Annotated in this window: 16 protein-coding genes; 10 read left to right on the top strand and 6 right to left on the bottom strand. The window is 65.1% G+C overall.

The features are described from left to right. Positions 1–158 precede the first annotated feature (158 nt). Both purM and purN read left to right on the top strand, forming a co-directional pair. Positions 159–1,241, top strand: a complete 1,083-nt coding sequence (purM, locus tag HXS65_RS16420; RefSeq protein ID WP_077374169.1) for a phosphoribosylformylglycinamidine cyclo-ligase — start codon at positions 159–161, stop codon at positions 1,239–1,241. Beyond that, the gene (gene purN, locus HXS65_RS16425; protein WP_176494409.1) at positions 1,238–2,014 is read left to right on the top strand and encodes a phosphoribosylglycinamide formyltransferase; all 777 of its coding nucleotides are present in this window, start codon (positions 1,238–1,240) and stop codon (positions 2,012–2,014) included. The genes purM and purN overlap by 4 nt, the downstream gene beginning before the upstream one ends. A 132-nt stretch (positions 2,015–2,146) precedes the next feature. Here the strand turns inward: purN and HXS65_RS16430 are convergent, their stop codons facing one another. The 4 genes from HXS65_RS16430 to HXS65_RS16445 all read right to left on the bottom strand — a co-directional run bounded on the left by HXS65_RS16430 (position 2,147) and on the right by HXS65_RS16445 (position 6,782). Beyond that, complete coding sequence (locus HXS65_RS16430; protein WP_176494410.1) at positions 2,147–4,138, bottom strand: autotransporter outer membrane beta-barrel domain-containing protein; 1,992 nt, start codon at positions 4,136–4,138, stop codon at positions 2,147–2,149. 263 nt (positions 4,139–4,401) lie between these two features. After that, complete coding sequence (gene dcd, locus HXS65_RS16435; protein ID WP_043334107.1) at positions 4,402–4,968, bottom strand: dCTP deaminase; 567 nt, start codon at positions 4,966–4,968, stop codon at positions 4,402–4,404. 127 nt (positions 4,969–5,095) lie between these two features. Beyond that, positions 5,096–5,896, bottom strand: coding sequence for an iron-sulfur cluster carrier protein ApbC (gene apbC / locus HXS65_RS16440; protein ID WP_084208220.1), 801 nt, complete (start codon positions 5,894–5,896; stop codon positions 5,096–5,098). A gap of 172 nt (positions 5,897–6,068) precedes the next feature. Then, positions 6,069–6,782, bottom strand: a complete 714-nt coding sequence (locus tag HXS65_RS16445; protein WP_077374181.1) for an RNA pseudouridine synthase — start codon at positions 6,780–6,782, stop codon at positions 6,069–6,071. A 404-nt stretch (positions 6,783–7,186) separates the two neighbouring features. Between HXS65_RS16445 and HXS65_RS16450 the strand changes: the two genes are divergently transcribed. After that, positions 7,187–7,891 carry a cell wall hydrolase gene (locus tag HXS65_RS16450; RefSeq protein ID WP_176494411.1) on the top strand — a complete coding sequence of 235 codons (705 nt, stop codon included), beginning with the start codon at positions 7,187–7,189 and terminating at the stop codon, positions 7,889–7,891. Between the two features lie 139 nt (positions 7,892–8,030). On the opposite strand, the gene HXS65_RS16455 is transcribed toward HXS65_RS16450, so the two are convergent. Next, entirely contained in the window at positions 8,031–8,504 is a 474-nt protein-coding gene (locus HXS65_RS16455) for a TerB family tellurite resistance protein (protein ID WP_077374187.1), read from the bottom strand. Positions 8,505–8,751: 247 nt separating this feature from the next. Here HXS65_RS16455 and metG point away from each other — a divergent pair, with 247 nt between their 5' ends. Further along, positions 8,752–10,803, top strand: a complete 2,052-nt coding sequence (metG, locus tag HXS65_RS16460) for a methionine--tRNA ligase (protein WP_176494412.1) — start codon at positions 8,752–8,754, stop codon at positions 10,801–10,803. A 136-nt stretch (positions 10,804–10,939) separates the two neighbouring features. On the opposite strand, the gene HXS65_RS16465 is transcribed toward metG, so the two are convergent. Further along, positions 10,940–11,440 carry a DUF3465 domain-containing protein gene (locus HXS65_RS16465; RefSeq protein ID WP_077374193.1) on the bottom strand — a complete coding sequence of 167 codons (501 nt, stop codon included), beginning with the start codon at positions 11,438–11,440 and terminating at the stop codon, positions 10,940–10,942. A gap of 341 nt (positions 11,441–11,781) precedes the next feature. Between HXS65_RS16465 and rsxA the strand changes: the two genes are divergently transcribed. From rsxA to HXS65_RS16495, 6 genes are all read left to right on the top strand, one after another. Then, positions 11,782–12,363: an electron transport complex subunit RsxA gene (gene rsxA / locus HXS65_RS16470; protein ID WP_077374196.1), complete on the top strand. Its 582-nt coding sequence runs from the start codon at positions 11,782–11,784 to the stop codon at positions 12,361–12,363. 1 nt (position 12,364) lies between these two features. Next, positions 12,365–13,012 carry an electron transport complex subunit RsxB gene (gene rsxB / locus HXS65_RS16475; protein ID WP_176494413.1) on the top strand — a complete coding sequence of 216 codons (648 nt, stop codon included), beginning with the start codon at positions 12,365–12,367 and terminating at the stop codon, positions 13,010–13,012. Further along, the gene (gene rsxC, locus HXS65_RS16480) at positions 13,012–15,990 is read left to right on the top strand and encodes an electron transport complex subunit RsxC (RefSeq protein WP_176494414.1); all 2,979 of its coding nucleotides are present in this window, start codon (positions 13,012–13,014) and stop codon (positions 15,988–15,990) included. Before rsxB ends, rsxC begins: the two co-directional genes overlap by 1 nt. A 91-nt stretch (positions 15,991–16,081) precedes the next feature. Next, entirely contained in the window at positions 16,082–17,122 is a 1,041-nt protein-coding gene (gene rsxD / locus HXS65_RS16485; protein WP_077374202.1) for an electron transport complex subunit RsxD, read from the top strand. After that, the gene (gene rsxG, locus HXS65_RS16490) at positions 17,119–17,898 is read left to right on the top strand and encodes an electron transport complex subunit RsxG (RefSeq protein WP_176494415.1); all 780 of its coding nucleotides are present in this window, start codon (positions 17,119–17,121) and stop codon (positions 17,896–17,898) included. The genes rsxD and rsxG overlap by 4 nt, the downstream gene beginning before the upstream one ends. After that, positions 17,891–18,601, top strand: coding sequence for an electron transport complex subunit E (locus HXS65_RS16495; protein WP_084208213.1), 711 nt, complete (start codon positions 17,891–17,893; stop codon positions 18,599–18,601). Before rsxG ends, HXS65_RS16495 begins: the two co-directional genes overlap by 8 nt. Positions 18,602–18,687: the final 86 nt, after the last annotated feature.

The raw sequence follows: 18,687 nt of genomic DNA on the forward strand, positions 1-18,687 counted from the left end.
CGCCCTCAGGAAAGCGCTCGGGGCGTGTCTTTCACATCATGGCCATTTTTTGTGAAACGCCACGGTGTCAGCCGTGAAGCGCAATGCTACAATAGCCGCCTTTCTTTCCCCCGATCGATCGTGTCTCACCGCTCAGGCCGCACCGACAGGAACCTCACATGACGCAACGCCCCCAGGACTCCTCGCCCAGCAAGACTTCCTTGAGCTACAAGGATGCAGGTGTCGATATCGATGCAGGCAACGCCCTCGTGGAACGCATCAAGGGTGTCGCCAAGCGCACTCACCGCCCGGAAGTGATGGGTGGTCTGGGTGGCTTCGGCGCCCTGTGCGAACTGCCGCAAGGCTATCGCCAGCCCGTGCTGGTCACCGGTACCGATGGCGTGGGCACCAAGCTGCGCCTGGCCATGGACCTCAACCGTCACGACACCATCGGCATCGATCTGGTCGCCATGTGCGTCAATGATCTGGTGGTCGCCGGCGCCGAGCCGCTGCAGTTCCTCGACTACTATGCCACCGGCAAGCTGGACGTCGACATCGCCGCTGACGTCGTCACCGGGATCGGCGAAGGCTGCCTGCAGTCCGGCTGTGCACTGGTCGGCGGCGAGACGGCCGAGATGCCGGGCATGTACGAAGGCAGTGACTACGACCTGGCCGGCTTCTGCGTCGGTGTGGTCGAGAAGTCCGAGATCCTCGACGGCAAGAAGGTCGGCGAAGGCGACGTGATTCTGGGTCTGGCCTCCTCCGGCCCGCACTCCAACGGCTACTCGCTGATCCGCAAGATTCTCGAAGTCGCCGATGCCTCGCTGCTGGAGCAGCAGATCGACGGCCAGCCGCTGGCTGACGCCCTGATGGCGCCGACGCGCATCTACGTCAAGCCGCTGCTGTCCCTGCTCAAGGAAAGCGATGTCAGCGTGCACGCCATGTCCCACATCACCGGTGGTGGCCTGCTCGAGAACATCCCGCGCGTGCTGCCGCATGATTGCACCGCCGAGATCGACGTCGCCAGCTGGAAGCGTCCGGCCGTGTTCGACTGGCTGCAGCAGCAGGGCAATGTCGAGGAGCACGAGATGCACCGCGTGCTCAACTGTGGCGTCGGCATGGTCGTCGTCGTGGCCGCGGCGGATGCCGATGCCGCGCGCGCTCACCTGGAAGCCCAGGGCGAGACGGTCTTCACCCTCGGTGCCATCCGTGCACGCAAGGGCGAAGAAGAACAGGTCCAGCTGGAGAATCTGTCCGCATGATCGAGCCGACTACCAACGCCTCCAACGGTGACACTCTCGGCGGCTTCGGCAACGGTTTCGAGGCGGATGACACGCCGGTACGCCCACGCGTCGTGGTACTGATCTCCGGCAGCGGCAGCAACCTGCAGGCGCTGCTGGAGGCTCAGGAGCACGATGAGCTGGGCGGCGACGTGGTCGCGGTGATTTCCAACAAGGCCGATGCCTACGGCTTGGTGCGCGCACGCGAAGCGGGCGTGGATGCCGTGGTGCTGCCGCATGACGAGTACGAGAATCGCGAGCACTATGATGGCGCCCTGATCAAGGTGATCGAACGCCACGAGCCGGATCTCATCGTGCTGGCCGGCTTCATGCGCATCCTGTCGCCGATCTTCGTGCAGCGCTTCTTCGGTCGACTGATCAACATCCATCCGTCACTGCTGCCGGCCTGGCCGGGCCTTGATACCCATCGCAAGGTTCTGGAAGCTGGCGAGAAGGAACACGGCGCCAGCGTGCACTTCGTCACCGAGGAGCTCGACGGTGGTCCGGTGGCGATCCAGGCCGTCGCCAACGTGCTGGAAGGTGATGATGAAGCCAGCCTCAAGGAACGCGTGCACACGCGTGAGCATCTGATCTACCCGATCGCGGTGCGCTGGTTCCTCGAAGGCCGCCTGAAGCTCGACGGCGAAGTGGCCAAGCTGGATGGCCATGACCTGCCGGTGGGCGGTCTGCGCCTCTCCCACGCCGATGTGGAAGAAGAGCTCAGCGATGAGCTGCCGGAAGGCGAAGAAGACTGATCCGCACTGCCTGCCTTGCTGACAAGGCAGGCTGAGCTGACAGCGAGCTGAAAACAGAAGACCCCGCGACATGCCAATGTCACGGGGTCTTCTTGTCTCTCACGCTTCCCTTCTCTCTCGGCGCTTGCGCTTCTAGAAGGTATAACTCACGCCCACCTCGCCGCGCGCCGTCACCTCATCCCATGTCTCGAACCCTGCCCCCAGATGCAGCATGGCATTGCGGCCCAGTTGCATGCGCCAGCCGCCATCGACACGCAGGTAGTTGTCACTGCCGCGATCGAGATCCTCGGCGCTGTAGGCGTTGGTCGGCAGGCTCGCCAGACGCACCTCGGCGCTCTCGGCGTCATCATCGAGACGCTTGCCGTAGGCCAGCTCCCCGTAGAGGCCGAAGCCATCCGCGACGGCGCGATCGACCATGAAGCCCAGCTCGACACGCCGATCGCGCAGCGTCTGATCCGAGACGCTCAGAGCATTGGCGGCGGAGCCGGATTCGGTGTAGCCATCGAGGTCGGACTCGGTGTGGCGATAGGCCACGAAGGGCGCGTTGTACCACAGCGAATCGGCGGCGGTGAGGCGATAATCGAGACGCGCCTCGGCGCTGAAGCCATCGCCATCCGTCTCACCGGACAGGGTGCGCGATGACTGGCCCAGCGCGACATGGCGGTCGAGGTAGTACTCGAAGTCACCGTAGCTGGCCACTGCCTGCATGCCAACTCTGCCCAGCTGCTGACGGGCGAACAGACTGAATACCTGACCTTCCAATTCAAGCTCACTGCCGTCGTCGACATCGAAGTCCGCATGGCGCTGACTGACCGCCACCCCGCCCCAGGCGCGGCCGAGCGCGTTGTCCAGCGGCAGCATCACGCCGACACCCGCGCCGCGCTGTTCGCTGTCAACGCCTTGCTGGCCGGTGGAGGTCTCGCCATCGCCGGTGCCGCCAGTGGCCGAGCCGATGGCGAACACACGCACGCCCGTCTCCCCTCCCGCGTGCGGATGCTGCGCCCCGGGGCGCAATTCATCGGCGAGACTACGCTGACTGGCATTGAGCGCCCCCGTGCCCAGCTGCGGCGCCAACCCCAGTACCGAGGGCGCGGCGAGCATCGCATAGGCGTAGTCGGCGAGAATCTCCTGGCCGGCGGTGGTCGGGTGCACCCCGTCATTGAACAGCAGGGAGTCCGGGTCTTCTGCAGCTCCGCCCAGCCCATAAGGCGTGACGTTGCAGCTGTCCGAGAAGCACACCTGGGTCAGCGGCACGTCGCTGGCAAAGCCGAACTCGGCCGGCGATGCCAGTACCTCCTCGAGAATGCCGACGGTGTCGAGCCGGATGATGTTGACCTGACCATCCAGCGCCGCCAAGCGCTCGCCCAGCGCGTCATTGAAGACGCCCACCAGTGCGGAGGTCCCCGCCGCCTGCGCGGCACCCGCCGACTGACCGGCCGGCGTGCTGCCGACATCCGGCAGGTTGGAGACCATGATGGTGGTCGCCCCCGCCGCCGCCAGTGCCTCCACCGCCGCGGCCAGATTGCCGGCGGAGGCGACCGCCGTGGCCGGTGAGGTGATCACGCCCTGCAGGAAGTCATTGCCACCGCCATTGACGTAATAGAGCGCGTCCGGGTCGGCACTGCCGCCGGTGCTGACCAGATAGCCATCCTCGACCCTGAGCACCGTACCACCGCCCGGGCTGCCCGCGGGGATGACCACCTCGGAGCCATCTTCATCTGTCACCGAGGCCAGAATCTGCGCCGTGGTATAGCCGCCCACGGCGTAGTTGGTGCCGTCACTGAAGCCGGCCAATTGATAGATCACCGAGGTGGAAGGCTCAGCGGCAAGCCCAAGCTCCGTGGCCAGCAACTGGGTCGAGACACTGCCATAGGGCGAGTTCTCGTAATCCGGCCCGCTGCGGTTGGTGAATCGCAGGCTGTTGAGGCCGCCCAGGGTGGTATCGGGGAACTGCCCGGAATCGCTCAGGCTGTCGCCGAAGAGATAGATGTCGGAATAGGCCTGCGCGGGAGTCGCCAGCAGCGTGGTGCTGATGGCGAGCGCGAGACTGCTCAGAGTGAAACGTCGGACCAGACCGCTGGCGCTGGTCGAAGGGAATACAGCGCGATGTGAACGCGATGGCATGGCGTGCCCCTTGCTTGTGGGAGGTATCCGTCCTGCAGCCACTCTGGGGTGGCCTGCAGACAAGCATAGGCAATAAAACAAGTGATTGAATCGATTGTTTCGTTCAACTTCCGACTAATGCTTCGGCTCGCAAGCAGCAAGCAGCGAGCACATCCACGACGGATCTCGCCTGCGTTCGCGCAAAGAAAAAGCGCCTCCCGGGGGAGGCGCTTTCGGCAATCACAGGCGCGGCTGGCAGCGGAAGCAGTACCGCTACCGGTGCCTCAGGTACGCGGCAGTGTCACGCCACGCTGGCCCTGATACTTGCCACCGCGATCCTTGTAGCTGGTCTCGCAGACTTCGTCGGACTCGAGGAACAGCATCTGCGCCACGCCTTCGTTGGCGTAGATGCGCGCCGGCAGGTTGGTGGTATTGGAGAACTCGAGGGTGACGTGCCCTTCCCACTCCGGCTCCAGCGGCGTCACGTTGACGATGATGCCGCAGCGCGCATAGGTGGACTTGCCCAGGCAGATGGTCAGCACGTTACGCGGAATGCGGAAGTACTCGATGGTACGGGCCAGCGCGAAGGAGTTGGGCGGAATCACGCAGGAATCGCCTTTCACGTCCACGAAGCTCTTCTCGTCGAAGTGCTTGGGGTCCACCGTCGCCGAATGGATGTTGGTGAAGACCTTGAACTCATCCGAGCAGCGCACGTCGTAGCCGTAGCTGGAGGTGCCGTAGGAAATCACACGGCGCTCATCGTGAAAGCGCACCTGATCGGGCTCAAAGGGTTCGATCATGTCGTGGCTTTCGGCCATGCGACGGATCCACTTGTCGGATTTGATGCTCATCGAGCGTACCTGACTGACTGATGGGGGAGAGACGCGTGAGCGCCATGAAACGCGGGCCAGCATGATACCGGCCCGCTGCGCCGCTGGAAACCTCGCGACGAGGCGACGGCGGCGTGTCGGCTCAGGCTCAGCTGAAGCTGATGCTCGGGCCTTCGTCCGCCTCGGCAGTGTCCAGGGTCTCGATGACCTGACGCGCGATGGAGAGGAAGCACTTGGCCACCTCACCTTGCGGCTCCGCGATCACGCTGGGACGACCACCATCGGCATTCTCGCGGATGCTCAGGGTCAGCGGCAGCTGGCCCAGCAGGCGAGTCTGGTATTCCTCGGCGATGCGCTCACCGCCACCGGCACCGAAGACCGCTTCACTGTGGCCACACTGGCTGCAGGTATGCGTGCTCATGTTCTCGACCACGCCCAGCACCGGCACCTTGACCTTGCGGAACATCTCGATGCCCTTCTGGGCATCCAGCAGCGCGATGTCCTGCGGCGTGGTGACGATGACAGCCCCGGAGACCGGCACCTTCTGTGACAGGGTCAGCTGGATGTCACCGGTGCCCGGCGGCATGTCGATCAACAGCACGTCCAGCTCTCCCCAGGCAGTCTGGTTGAGCAGCTGCTGGAAGGCACCCGCGACCATCGGGCCACGCCAGACCATCGGGTCCTTCACGTCGACCAGGTAAGCCATCGACATGGTCTTGATCCCGTGGGCCTCGATGGGGCTGAAGACCTGCTCACCGGCCATCTCCGGACGCTGACCGGTCGGCACGCCGAACATCTGCGCCTGACTCGGCCCGTAGATGTCGGCGTCCAGCAGGCCGACCTTGAGACCTTCCTGAGCCAGCGCCAGTGCCAGATTGGCCGTCACGGTGGACTTGCCGACGCCACCCTTGCCGGAGGCGACGGCCACGATGTGCTTGATACCTTCCATATCTTGAAACTCCTGTGACGGCCTGCACCGCGCGGTCAACGCAGCAGGCGCAGACGTCTGAACTGTCAGCGAAAAAAGCCGTGGAACACGATGGGCACAGTATGCCTGCCACCGCGATACGGGCCAAGCCGATGGGACATGCCTCGAGGAGTCATGACCCGATGAACCATGATCAGAAACGCACGTCGACCGGCAGGAAACGCCACTCGCCCGGTGCCATGCGGCCCAGCAGGATCGCGCCCAGGCGCAGGCGGCGCACCTCGATGACCTTGAGGCCCTGCTCCTCAACCGCGCCACGGATACCGCCCACCGGCACGCGCTTCATGGCGATGCGCAGACGGGTATCGCTCTGCCAGCTGATGCTGACCTTGGGCTTGCGGCCACGGATGTCGGCGCACAGCGCGAAGCCGATACGCTTGAGGCCGTCGTCATCCAGCGTGCCTTCCACTTCGACGACGTATTCCTGCTCCAGCTGGTCCAGGTCATCACCGAGCTTGCGGATCACGCCGCGATTCTGTGACCACACCACCAGGCCGGACTCCTGCTCGGCCAGCTCCGCCAGCGGCTGCTGGGACAGGAAATGCACCTTGAGCCAGTCGGCACCGCTGTTGTCCAGCGCACTGCGCGGCGCGCCGTCACGCAGGGTGAGCGGGTCCGGCAGCGGAGCGCCCGGCGGGCGATACCACACCAGAGTCATCGGCGCGATGGGCTCCATGCTGGCGCCCTCATCGACCGTGACTTCCTCATCCGTGACCTTGAAGAACGGCGCCTCGACGACTTCGCCCGCGACTCGCACCACGCCCTGGGCGATGAGATGCTCGGCTTCACGACGTGAAATGCCCTGCTGATGGGCCAGGAACTTGGATAGACGGACGGGTTCAGTCATGGAAACTCTCAAGGACAGCGACGCTAGCGACAGGAGGCAATGGCACGCACCAGCGCAGGATGACGAAGTGTGATGCACGATGGACAATCACGAAGACCGGCCATGATAACGACATGCCGGCGCGATGACACGGGAGAATGCCCGCCGCCGCCCGGCGTGATTCAATGGCGGCAGGGAACTCTTCCCGACTGTCGTCGTCTGAGCTGCGTCAGAGTTGCGTTGAAGCCGACAAGGGGCATCGAACGAATGACATCGGGCAAGATGGCGCGTCTGCGCGACTCGCCCTCATGCGACCATTACTGCTCGATCGCGCCCGAAGGGTCATCACGCCGGGGGATGCCTGTGTCACTGCCTAGATTGGCACACCACCCCAAGCCTACAGGACATGTCTACAGGTAAACTGCATGCGTCCATCGACATCCGCGCACCCCGTGCGTGCCCACGCTACACCCCCGGCACCGCGCCGCGGCATTGCCGGCATCGACCGCCACGCCACGCTGCGTGGACTGCGTCATCTGCTGCTTGTCGCGGGGCTGACGCTGGCGGCTGGCTGCTCGGCGCCACAGGCCTCGGACACCCCTGCCGCTGCCAATGCCGTCAGCGCCGCCGCCAAGGCCGAGCGCCTCGAGAGCCTGCTGGTGCGAGGCCAGGACGACATCCCCGATGAGCTGTTGCTGACCAAGGCCGGCGCCCGCGCCATCGACCCCAATGGCCAGCGACCGGTGGACGACCCGCTGACCTGTCTGGCGCGCGCCGCCTACTGGGAAGCCAAGGGCGAAGGCCGAAGCGGCATGCAGGGCATCGTCAACGTGGTGATCAATCGCGCCGCCGACCCGCGCTTCCCCGACAGCCTTTGTGGCGTGGTCAAGCAGGGCGGCGAGAGCGGCAGCTGCCAGTTCTCCTGGTGGTGTGACGGGCGTTCCGACAGGATTCGCGAGCCGAAGGCCTATGCCGAGGCACGCGACGTGGCCCGTCAGGCACTCAACCATCAGCTGGAAGACGTCACCGACGGCGCGCTCTACTTCCACGCCCGCTACGCCACGCCCTACTGGGCCAAGCGCTTCGTGCGCACCGCGCGCATCGGTCAGCACCTGTTCTATCGCAACTGAGCGCGAGCCGCTGCTGCTGGATGACCGCTGTTGAGAGCCAGCCGATACTTGCTCCATAAACCCTGCGACCAGAAGCCACAAACACGACGCCCCCACTGCCATTGGCAGCGGGGGCGTCTGCATGAGAGCGGGTTGTCACTTACTTGTCCGGCTGGGCCGCCAGCTTGGTACGGATGAATTCGCTGTGACTGACGTGCAGCAGTCCGGCAAGCCGGCGGATGCGATGCTCCTCATGAGCATCCAGCTCGCCATCGGCGTACGCCAGCTCCCAGAGCATGCCGATCAGCTCGGTGCGCTCCTCAAGGCTCATGTGCTCGTTGAGCTGCTTGACGAAGCGGTAGTGATCCGTGGCCTGTTCGGCATCCTGTTCGGCCTGGGACAACAGGCTGGCAAGCTCATCCTTCTCCAGCGAGAAACGCTCGGCCAGCTGGCGTGCAAGCGCTTCTCGCTCGCGCACGTCGAGGTGGTCATCGGCGCGCACCACCTCGAACATCAGCACGGCCATCGCAAGCTCGGGGCCGGGTTCATCGTTGGGGCGCGCGTTGCTGCCGGGCATCATCACCTGACGGATGAGACGATTGATCTGACCGGCGACGGATAGTTGAGCTGCCATGCTGACCTCCAGAAACGGGAAAAGTGGCGTATAGCATCCTTCATGAGGGCGCCGGGAAGGGATGCAACCGCACAGTTGCGCATGGCGGCGTTGCTGGTGACGCGACGCGCCCTTCGCGCCGCCCGCACCTTCGCGATATAGTAGCGCTCATCCCGACGGGGCGATGCGTTCGCCCCTATCACGTGTCATTCCGGCGAGCCGCTGCCCTTCACGCAGCAGGCGCCCTTTACCGTCAAGACGAGGCCTCATGTCAGCGCGCAAGATTCTGGTCACCAGTGCCCTGCCCTATGCCAATGGGTCGATCCACCTGGGTCACCTGCTTGAGTACATCCAGACCGACATCTGGGTACGCTTCCAGAAAAGTCGTGGCCACGAATGCCATTACGTGTGCGCCGATGACGCCCACGGTACCGCCATCATGCTGCGTGCCGAGCAGGAAGGTGTCACCGCCGAGCAGCTGATCCAGCGTGTGAGTGACGAGCACCAGGCCGACTTCGCCAAGTTCGGTGTCGACTTTGACAACTACCACTCCACCCACTCGCCGGAGAACCGCGCCCACAGCGAGCGCATCTATCTGGCGCTGCGTGATGCCGGCCATATCGCCACCCGTGACATCGAGCAGATGTTCGACCCGGTCAAGGGCCTGTTCCTCGCCGACCGCTTCATCAAGGGCACCTGCCCGAAGTGCAAGACCGAAGACCAGTACGGCGACAACTGTGAAGCCTGCGGCGCGGCCTACACGCCGGCCGAGCTGATCGATCCGGTCTCGGCCATCTCCGGTGCTACCCCGGAAATGCGCACCTCCACGCACTACTTCTTCAAGCTGCCGAACTTCGCCGAGTTCCTGCAGCAGTGGACCAAGAGCGGCCGCGTGCAGAGCCAGATCTCCAACAAGCTGCAGGAATGGTTCGAGGCGGGTCTGGCCGAGTGGGACATCTCCCGCGATGCACCGTACTTCGGCTTCGAGATTCCGGACGCGCCGGGCAAGTACTTCTACGTGTGGCTGGACGCGCCGATCGGCTATCTGGCCAGCTTCCAGAACCTGTGCGAGAAGCAGGGCATCGACTTCGACAGCTACTGGAAGGCCGATTCCGACGCCGAGGTCTATCACTTCATCGGCAAGGACATCGTCTACTTCCACGCCCTGTTCTGGCCGGCGATGCTGGAAGGTGCCGGCATGCGCACCCCGACCGGCGTCAACTGCCACGGTTTCGTGACCGTGAACGGCGCCAAGATGTCCAAGTCGCGCGGCACCTTCATCAAGGCCGACACCTACGCGCAGTTCCTCAACCCGGAATACCTGCGCTACTACTTCGCCGCCAAGCTGACCTCCGGCGTCGATGATCTCGACCTCAACCTCGAGGACTTCACCGCCCGCGTGAATTCCGACCTGGTCGGCAAGGTGGTCAACATCGCCAGCCGCTGTGCCGGCTTCGTCAAGAAGCTGGGCGACGGCAAGCTGTCCGCCACCTGCGCCGAGCCGGAGCTGGTCGAGCGCTTCATCGCCGCTGGCGAAGGCATCGCGGCGGACTTCGAAGCCCGTGAATTCGCCCGCGCCATGCGCAAGGTGATGGAGCTGGCCGATGAAGCCAACACCTACATCGCCGACAAGGCGCCGTGGGCGATGGCCAAGGAAGACGGTCGCGAGCAGGAAGTGCTCGAGGTCTGCTCCGTGGGCATCAACCTGTTCCGCCAGCTGATGGTCTATCTGGCGCCGGTGATTCCGGAGCTGGCCGACAAGGCGCGCGACTTCCTGAACCTCGAGAGCCTGGACTGGGCCAGCCGCGAAAGCGTGCTGACCGATCATGCCATCAACAAGTTCAAGCCGCTGCTGACCCGTGTCGAGCCGGAGCGCATCGACAAGATGCTCGAAGCCTCGCGCGAAGTGCTGGTCGAGGAGCAGAAGATCAAGGACGGCACCGCCAAGGCGGAAGCTGCCGCCGCGCCGCGCCCGCTCGACGCCGATCCGATCGCCGAGGAGATCGACTTCGACACCTTCATGAAGACCGACCTGCGCGTGGCGAAGATCGTCAAGGCGGAGCACGTCGAGAAGGCGGCCAAGCTGCTCAAGCTGACACTGGATATCGGCGGCGAGACGCGCACCGTATTCTCCGGCATCAAGTCCGCCTACGCGCCGGAAGCCCTGGAAGGCCGCCTGACCGTGATGGTCGCCAACCTGGCACCGCGCAAGATGCGCTTCGGTGTCTCCGAAGGCATGGTGCTGGCCGCCGGTGACGACGAAGGCATCTACCTGCTGGAGCCGCACACCGGTGCCAAGCCGGGTCAGCGCGTCACTTGATGCACTGAAGGCTCTTTCAACACGCTGAGGGCTCTTTGCAACATGCTGAGGGCTCTTCAGCACAACGCCCCGCCAGAGAGTCTCTGGCGGGGCGTTGTCGTTCAGGCATCTGGCTAAGGACTCGGCAGTATCACGATCACTCGTAACGACGGCCGGCATGCTCCAGCCAACCGCCCACATGGCGGCCACCGGGATCATGATGCGTCCAGTGGATCACGCCGCCCTTGTCGGTCCACTCGTATTCCCCGTAGAAGCCGATGCGATCCCCGACCTGAAGACTGTCGATACGCGGCGCGAGATCGATGTTATGCGCCACCAGAATGGTGGTCCCGCCTGCCACTCGAATCAGGAATTTCTGATGACGACTGCCCTTGAGATCATCTCGGAGCAGGCGTATCACCTCCCCCGTGCCGCGCACCTGCACATCACTCTGCTGCGCGCGGATGGCATCGCGCAGGCGCTGCTCATCCGCGGAGCCGGTGCCCTGCTCCTGCGCGGCCTGCGGAGAGCGGAAGTCGCTCCACAACTGTGTGAGCGAAAGGTTGCCATTGCCCGTCAGCTGGGAAATTCCCGCCAGGATGACCACGATGACAATGACCCACAACGGCCGCCTGCCGCGCGAACCCGATCGACGCATATCCCACTCCTTGTGCAATCCCTTGAGGATGAAGAGACACTGGCAACGCCAGAATCATAAAAAGTAATAAAGGAATTCTTCTTTATTACTTCAAGAACCAAGCAAAACACGAAACAATGGCCGTCTCACACTGGCAACACTGCGCCTTGATTGCCACGCTACAGGCTGTCGGCAGGCAGTATCTTGCGTATAATGCTGCCGCGCTCGACGCTCCTTCCTGACGTGCCGCATCCTGACTGCGCACGACAGCGACGCGCCATGATCTTCTGCTAGCGCAGCGTCATGCCTGTCGACCGTACACCAGAGCGCCTTCGAAACACCCTGACCGAGCGACGCCCCTGATGAGTGAATACCTTCTTATCCTGATCAGCACCATCCTGGTCAACAATTTCGTGCTGGTTCAGTTCCTCGGCCTGTGCCCGTTCATGGGGGTCTCCAACAAGCTGGAGTCGGCGATGGGCATGTCGCTGGCCACCACCTTCGTGCTCACTCTGTCCTCGATGTGCGCCTACCTGACCTACCACTTCATCCTCGCGCCGCTGGGGCTTGAGTACCTGCGCACCATCGCGTTCATCATGGTGATTGCCGTGGTGGTGCAGTTCACCGAGATGGTGGTCAAGAAGACCAGTCCGCTGCTCTATCAGGTGCTGGGCATCTTCCTGCCGCTGATCACCACCAACTGTGCGGTGCTCGGTGTGGCGCTGCTGACCCTGAACCGCAATTCAAGCTTCATGGAAGCCACGCTCTACGGTTTCGGTGCGGCCGTGGGCTTCTCGCTGGTGCTGGTGCTGTTCGCCGCCATGCGTGAGCGCCTGGCCTTCGCCGATGTGCCACGCCCCTTCCAGGGCCCGGCCATCGCGATGATCACCGCCAGCCTGATGTCGCTGGCCTTCCTCGGCTTCTCCGGACTGGTGCAGATCTGACATGCTCGATTTCCTCAACGACCATACGCTGATCTCCGCCATCATCGCGCTGGTGGCCATGGCGATCGTCTTCGGTGGCCTGCTCGGCTTCGCCTCGGTGGCCTTCAAGGTCGAGGGCGACCCCATCGTCGAGCAGATCGACCAGCTGCTGCCGCAGACCCAGTGCGGCCAGTGCGGCTATCCGGGCTGCAAGCCCTATGCCCAGGCCATCGCCGAGGGGGACGAGATCAACAAGTGCCCACCGGGTGGCGAGAGCACCATCGCCTCGCTGGCCGACCTGCTGGGGCGCGAGGCCACGCCGCTGGATGGCGATGCCGACAACACCCCCAAGGTGGCGGTGATTCGCGAAGACGAATGCATCGGCTGCACCAAGTGCATCCAGGCCTGCCCGGTGGACGCCATCCTGGGCGCCGCCAAGCACATGCATACCGTGATCGCCGACGAATGCACCGGCTGTGACCTGTGCGTCGAGCCCTGCCCGGTGGACTGCATCGACATGGTGCCGGTCGCCACCGACGTGCGCAGCTGGCACTGGCCACAGCCGGCCGGCCCGGCCCGAGACAATACCCGCTTCAGCGGCAGCCTGATCGTCACTGACGCTGCCCCGCAAGAGCGCGCTACCGCCACCTCTGCAAGGAATGTCGCCTGATGGTTCTGTCGTTGCTCAAGTCCATGGTGACGTCCCGTTCTGCCACGAGCACTGCTGCCCCGCGCGCGACAGGCAGTGACAGCGCTCCCCGCGTATTCGACTTCCACGGCGGCATTCACCCGCCGGAACACAAGGCACTCTCCAATCGCGCCCCGCTGGTGGCCGCCCCGCTGCCCCATGAGGTGGTGCTGCCGCTCAGTCAGCATATCGGCGCGCCCGCCCAGCCGCTGGTGGAGATCGGCCAGCGCGTGAAGACCGGTGAGCTGATCGCTCGCGCCCAGGGCATGATCTCCGCGCCGGTGCATGCCAGCATCACCGGCGTGGTCACCGCCATCGAGCCGCGTCAGATCCCTCACGTCTCGGGCCTGGAAGATCTGTGCATCGTGATCGAGCGTGACGGCGAGATCGATGAATGGGCGCGCCTTGAGGCCTGGCGCGACTGGCGCCAGCAGGAAGCCCAGGACCTGATCCAGCGCCTGCAGGATGCCGGCGTGGTCGGCCAGGGCGGTGCGGGCTTCCCCTCGGCGGTGAAGGCGCGCGTGCGTGAGCGCCACGCCATCGACACCCTGATTCTGAACGCGGCGGAGTGTGAGCCTTACATCACCGCCGATGACCTGACCATGCGCACGCATCCGGAAGCGCTGATCGAAGGGCTCGAGATTCTCGCCAGCCTGATCGGCCCCGAGTGCATCCTGATCGGTATCGAGGACAACAAGCCCGAGGCCGTCATCGCGCTGGAGCAGGCGATTCGCGCCCGGCGTGCCGACAAGCGCCTGCCGCCGCTGGATTCACGTCTGGAAGTCGTGGTGGTGCCGACCAAGTACCCCTCCGGCGGCGAGAAGCAGCTGATCAAGCTGCTGACGGATCGCGAAGTGCCCAGTCGCGGCCTGCCCGCCGATGTCGGCGTGGTGGTGCACAATCCGGGCACCGTGCGCGCGGTGCAGCGTGCGGTGTGCTTCGGCGAGCCGATGATCTCGCGGGTCGTCACCCTGACTGGCGAGGCCCTGCAGCACCCGCACAACGTCGAGGCCCGCCTGGGCACCGCCATCGTTGACCTGCTGCGCCTGGCCGCTCCTTCTGCGAGCGGCATCGCCCGTCTGGTGATGGGTGGGCCGATGATGGGCTTCACCCTCGAGAGTGACGCCCTGCCGATCATCAAGACCACCAATTGTCTGCTGGCCTCCTCACCTGAGGCGGTGCCGGCCCCCGCTGTCGAGCAACCCTGCATCCGCTGTGGCATGTGCGAGCAGGCATGTCCGGCGGAGCTGCTCCCGCAGCAGCTCTACTGGTTCTCCAAGTCTCGCGAGTTCGACAAGGCCGAGCTCTACAACCTCGCGGACTGCATCGAGTGCGGTGCCTGCTCCTATGTCTGCCCCAGCCAGATTCCGCTGGTGCAGTATTACCGCTTCGCCAAGGGCGAGATTCGCACCGCCCAGCACGAGGCGCGCAAGTCAGAGCGCGCCCGTCACCGCTTCGAGTTCAAGCAGGCGCGCATGGCACGCGAGGAAGCCGAGAAGGAAGCCAAGCGCCAGCAGCGTGCCCAGGCCGCCCAGAAGGCCGCCGCAGCGCGCGCCGAGACCGCGACTGCCGCCGATACGACGTCCACAGCGAGTGCCGCCGCTCCGTCGGCGCCGGCAGCGGCGACGGACCTCAAGGCCTTCAAGACGGCACGCGCCGCGGCCAACATCGCCCTCAAGAAGGCCGAGAAGGCGCTCAAGGCGGCTCAGGACAGTGGCGAGAGCAGCGCCAGTGATTTTGCGGCGCTTGACGCCAACGTGACCGCGGCCAAGACCCGACTTGCCAGTGCGGAAAGCGCCCTCAAGGCCGCCAGCGAGGCGAGCGAGTCCGCCGCTGCGGCCCCCGCCTCTGCTGTCACTGGCGCGTCCGCCCCCGCCGCCGCAGCCCCGGCTGCCGCAGCTTCGGCTGGCGACCTCAAGGCGTTCAAGACGGCGCGCGCCGCCGCCAACATCGCCGTCAAGAAGGCCGAGAAGGCCCTCAAGACGGCACAGGACAGCGGTGAGGGTGACATCGCGGCGCTGGAGGCCAGCGTCACGGACGCCAGGGCCCGACTGGCCAAGGCCGAAGCCGACCTCAAGGCCGCCAGCGAGACCAGCGAGTCAGCTGCCCCTGCGCCGGCCAGCACTTCCACGACAGGCGCCGCTGCCCCGGCAGCCGATCTCAAGGCGCTCAAGACGGCGCGTGCCGCCGCCAACATCGCCGTCAAGAAGGCCGAGAAGGCCCTCAAGACGGCACAGGATAGCGGTGAGGGTGACATCGCGGCGCTGGAGGCCAGCGTCACGGATGCCAAGGCGCGACTTGCCAAGGCCGAAGCCGACCTCAAGGCGGCGACTGATGCTGCTGAGACAGCTGCCCCTGCGCCGGCCAGCACTTCCTCGACAGGCGCCGCTGCCCCGGCAGCCGCAGCGCCGGCTGCCGCAGCTTCGGCTGCCGATCTCAAGGCACTCAAGACGGCGCGTGCGGCCGCCAATATCGCGGTCAAGAAGGCCGAGAAGGCGCTGGCCCGCGCCAGCGAAAGCGGTGAGGGCGATATCGAGGACCTGCAGACCCTGCTGGCCACCGCACAGGAAAACCTGCGCGCCGCCGAGGTTCGCCTGACCAGTGCACAAGCTGAGGGCACTGACGCGCCGCCTGCCGCCAAGGGCGCGGGTGAATTGATTCCCGAGGCCCCCAAGGCTGCCGCGGGATCGGTGGGACGTGGCAGCATGGCCAGCAACGTGACGCTCTCCCAGGCCGAGATCGAGGCATCGCGCGCCGAGAACCTCGCCAAGCGTCACAAGCAGGTCACCATCGCGGTCAAGGCGGCCGAGGCGGCCCATCGCAAGGCAGAGGCAGCACTGAGCGAGGCGGATGACGAAAGCCGCCAGCGACTGGCCACCAAGGTCGACCGTACGCGCCGCAATCTGGAACACGCCCGCGAGTCGCTGGCCGAGGTACAGGCACTGGTGGACGCGCAATGAGTGACGCGCGTTCCTTCACCGCCCCCTTGTCAGGCCACTGCACCGCACGCCACACGTCATTGTCCATTTATCGCAAGGATCTGAACGCCTCATGAGCCTGATGCATGCAAGCTCCCCCCATGCCCATGGGCCCACCGCCACCTCGCGCGTGATGGCCTGGGTGCTGGCTGCCACGCTGCCGGGCATCGCCGTACTCTGCTGGCACTATGGCTGGGGCGTGCTGTTCAATCTCGTCTTCGCCTGCCTGACCGGCATCGCGCTCGAGGCGCTGTTGCTCAAGCTGCGCGGACGGCCGGTCAGCTTCTTCCTCAAGGACAACTCGGCGCTCGTCACCTGCGTGCTGCTGGCCGTCTCGCTGCCGCCGCTGGCCCCCTGGTGGCTGGTACTGACCGGCGTGGTCGCGGCCATCGTGGTCGCCAAGCAGCTCTACGGCGGCCTGGGCCAGAATCCGTTCAATCCGGCGATGGTCGCCTATGCGCTGCTGCTGATCTCCTTCCCGGTCGAGATGTCGCGCTGGTCGGCCCCCGATGGCTTCACGCTCGGCTTCGCCGACAGCCTCAGGCAGTTCTTCGGCATGATCGCCACGCCGGATGCCCTGACCGGCGCCACACCGCTGGACGCCTTCCGCAACAAGGGCGAGCTTTCCAGCAGCGAGTTCTGGGCCGACCCGAGCCTGCTGCCCGCCGCCAACCTGCTGGCCTGGCAGCAGACCGCCATCGCCTGGGGCCTCGGCGGCCTGGTGCTGCTGGCACGTCGCCTGATCACCTGGCATATCCCGGTGGCGATGCTGGGCAGCCTGAGCGTGATCTCGGGCATCTTCTTCTTGATGGAGGGCGATCAGCATGCCAGCCCGCTGTTCCACCTGCTATGCGGCGCGGCGATCTTCGGTGCCTTCTTCATCGCCACCGACCCCGTCACGGCGGCGACCTCCAACAAGGGCAAGCTCTACTACGGCGCGGGTATCGGCGTGCTGATCTATCTGATTCGCACCTTCGGTGCCTATCCGGATGCCATCGCCTTTGCGGTGCTGCTGATGAACTTCAGCGTACCGTTCATCGATTACTACACGCAGCCCCGCAGCTATGGCCACAAGAAGGCCCGTCGCGGCATCAAGCTGGAGGACAAGGCATGAGCCTGACGCCGGATCAGCCCGAACAGCAAGCCCAGGCCGCGCGAGGCCTGAAGCACAACATCGCGCGGGCCGCCTCGGGCCTGGCGGTGTTCGCCATCGTCACCGCCGGCGTGGTGGCCGTCACCCAGATGACCACCGCCGACACCATCGCGGACAACGAGCGTGCCGCCCAGAGCGCCGCGCTTGCCGAGATCATCCCGCCGTCACTGCACGACAATGACCTGCTCGACGATGCCTTCGTCCTGCCGCCCTCCCAGGTGCTGGGACTAGTGAGCGCCGACACCGGCTGGCGCGCCACTCGGGATGGCAAGACCGTCGCGGTGCTGCTGCCGGTGGTCACAGGCAAAGGTTACAGCGGCGATATCCGCCTGCTGGTCGGTATCCGGGCAGATGGCAGCGTAGCCGGCGTGCGCGCCGTCAAGCACGCCGAGACCCCGGGACTGGGCGACAAGATCGAAGCCCGCAAGTCCGGATGGATCCATGAGTTCGACGACCAGACGCTCAGCTCGGTGGAGTGGAAGGTGCAGAAGGATGGCGGAGACTTCGACCAGTTCACCGGCGCGACCATCACCCCGCGTGCAGTCGTGGGGGCTGTGCGTCAGGCGCTGATCTACTTCATGGCGCATCGCACGGCGCTGCTGGCCGGCGACAGCGAGACGCTGACCGCGACACGCCGCGCCGCCAAGGCACAGGACACCGCACACGCTCCCTCCGCTGACGGCACGCTTGCGCCATCAGCGACTTCTGAACACGGCGGAGATGAACCTCATGAGTGATATCTCACTTGGCAAGATCAGCCGCGACGGCCTGTGGGACAACAACCCAGCGCTGGTACAGCTGCTGGGCCTGTGTCCGCTGCTGGCCGTCACCGCCAGCGTCGTCAATGCCATCGGCCTGGGACTTGCCACCCTGCTGGTGTTGGTCGGCTCCAACGTGGCGGTGTCACTGATCCGCAATCTGGTGCCGTCGGCGGTACGCCTGCCGGCCTTCGTGATGATCATCGCCTCCTTCGTGACCTGCGCTGAGCTGTTGATGAAGGCGTATACCTATGAGCTCTACCAGATTCTGGGCATCTTCATTCCGCTGATCGTCACCAACTGCGCGATTCTCGGGCGTGCCGATGCCTTCGCCGCCAAGCACCCGGTGCTGCCGGCGGCCACCGATGGGCTGATGATGGGGCTGGGCTTCATGGCCGTGCTGGTACTGCTGGGCGGCATGCGCGAGCTGTTCGGTCAGGGCACGCTGTTTGCGGGCATGGAGCTGCTGCTCGGGCCGGTGGCCGCAGACTGGAAGCTGACGCTGTTCCCGGACTACTCCTTCCTGTTCCTGGTGCTGCCGCCCGGCGCCTTCTTCTGCATGGGGCTGATCATCGCGGGCAAGAAGACCATCGATGAGCGCCTCGAGCAGCGCCGCAAGGCAGCAGCCGTGGATGCGCCCAAGGCCTCGCGTCGCGTGCGCGTCACCGGCACGATTTCCTGATACGCGGGCCTGAGCCCCGGGCCTGCCTGCTTTATTCTGTCTGTTTCCCCTGTCTGCCTTTCCCTGTCTGGAGGCCAGCTGTGTTC

It is taken from the genome of Cobetia sp. 5-25-4-2 (genome assembly GCF_013374075.1).
Lineage (GTDB): Bacteria > Pseudomonadota > Gammaproteobacteria > Pseudomonadales > Halomonadaceae > Cobetia > Cobetia marina.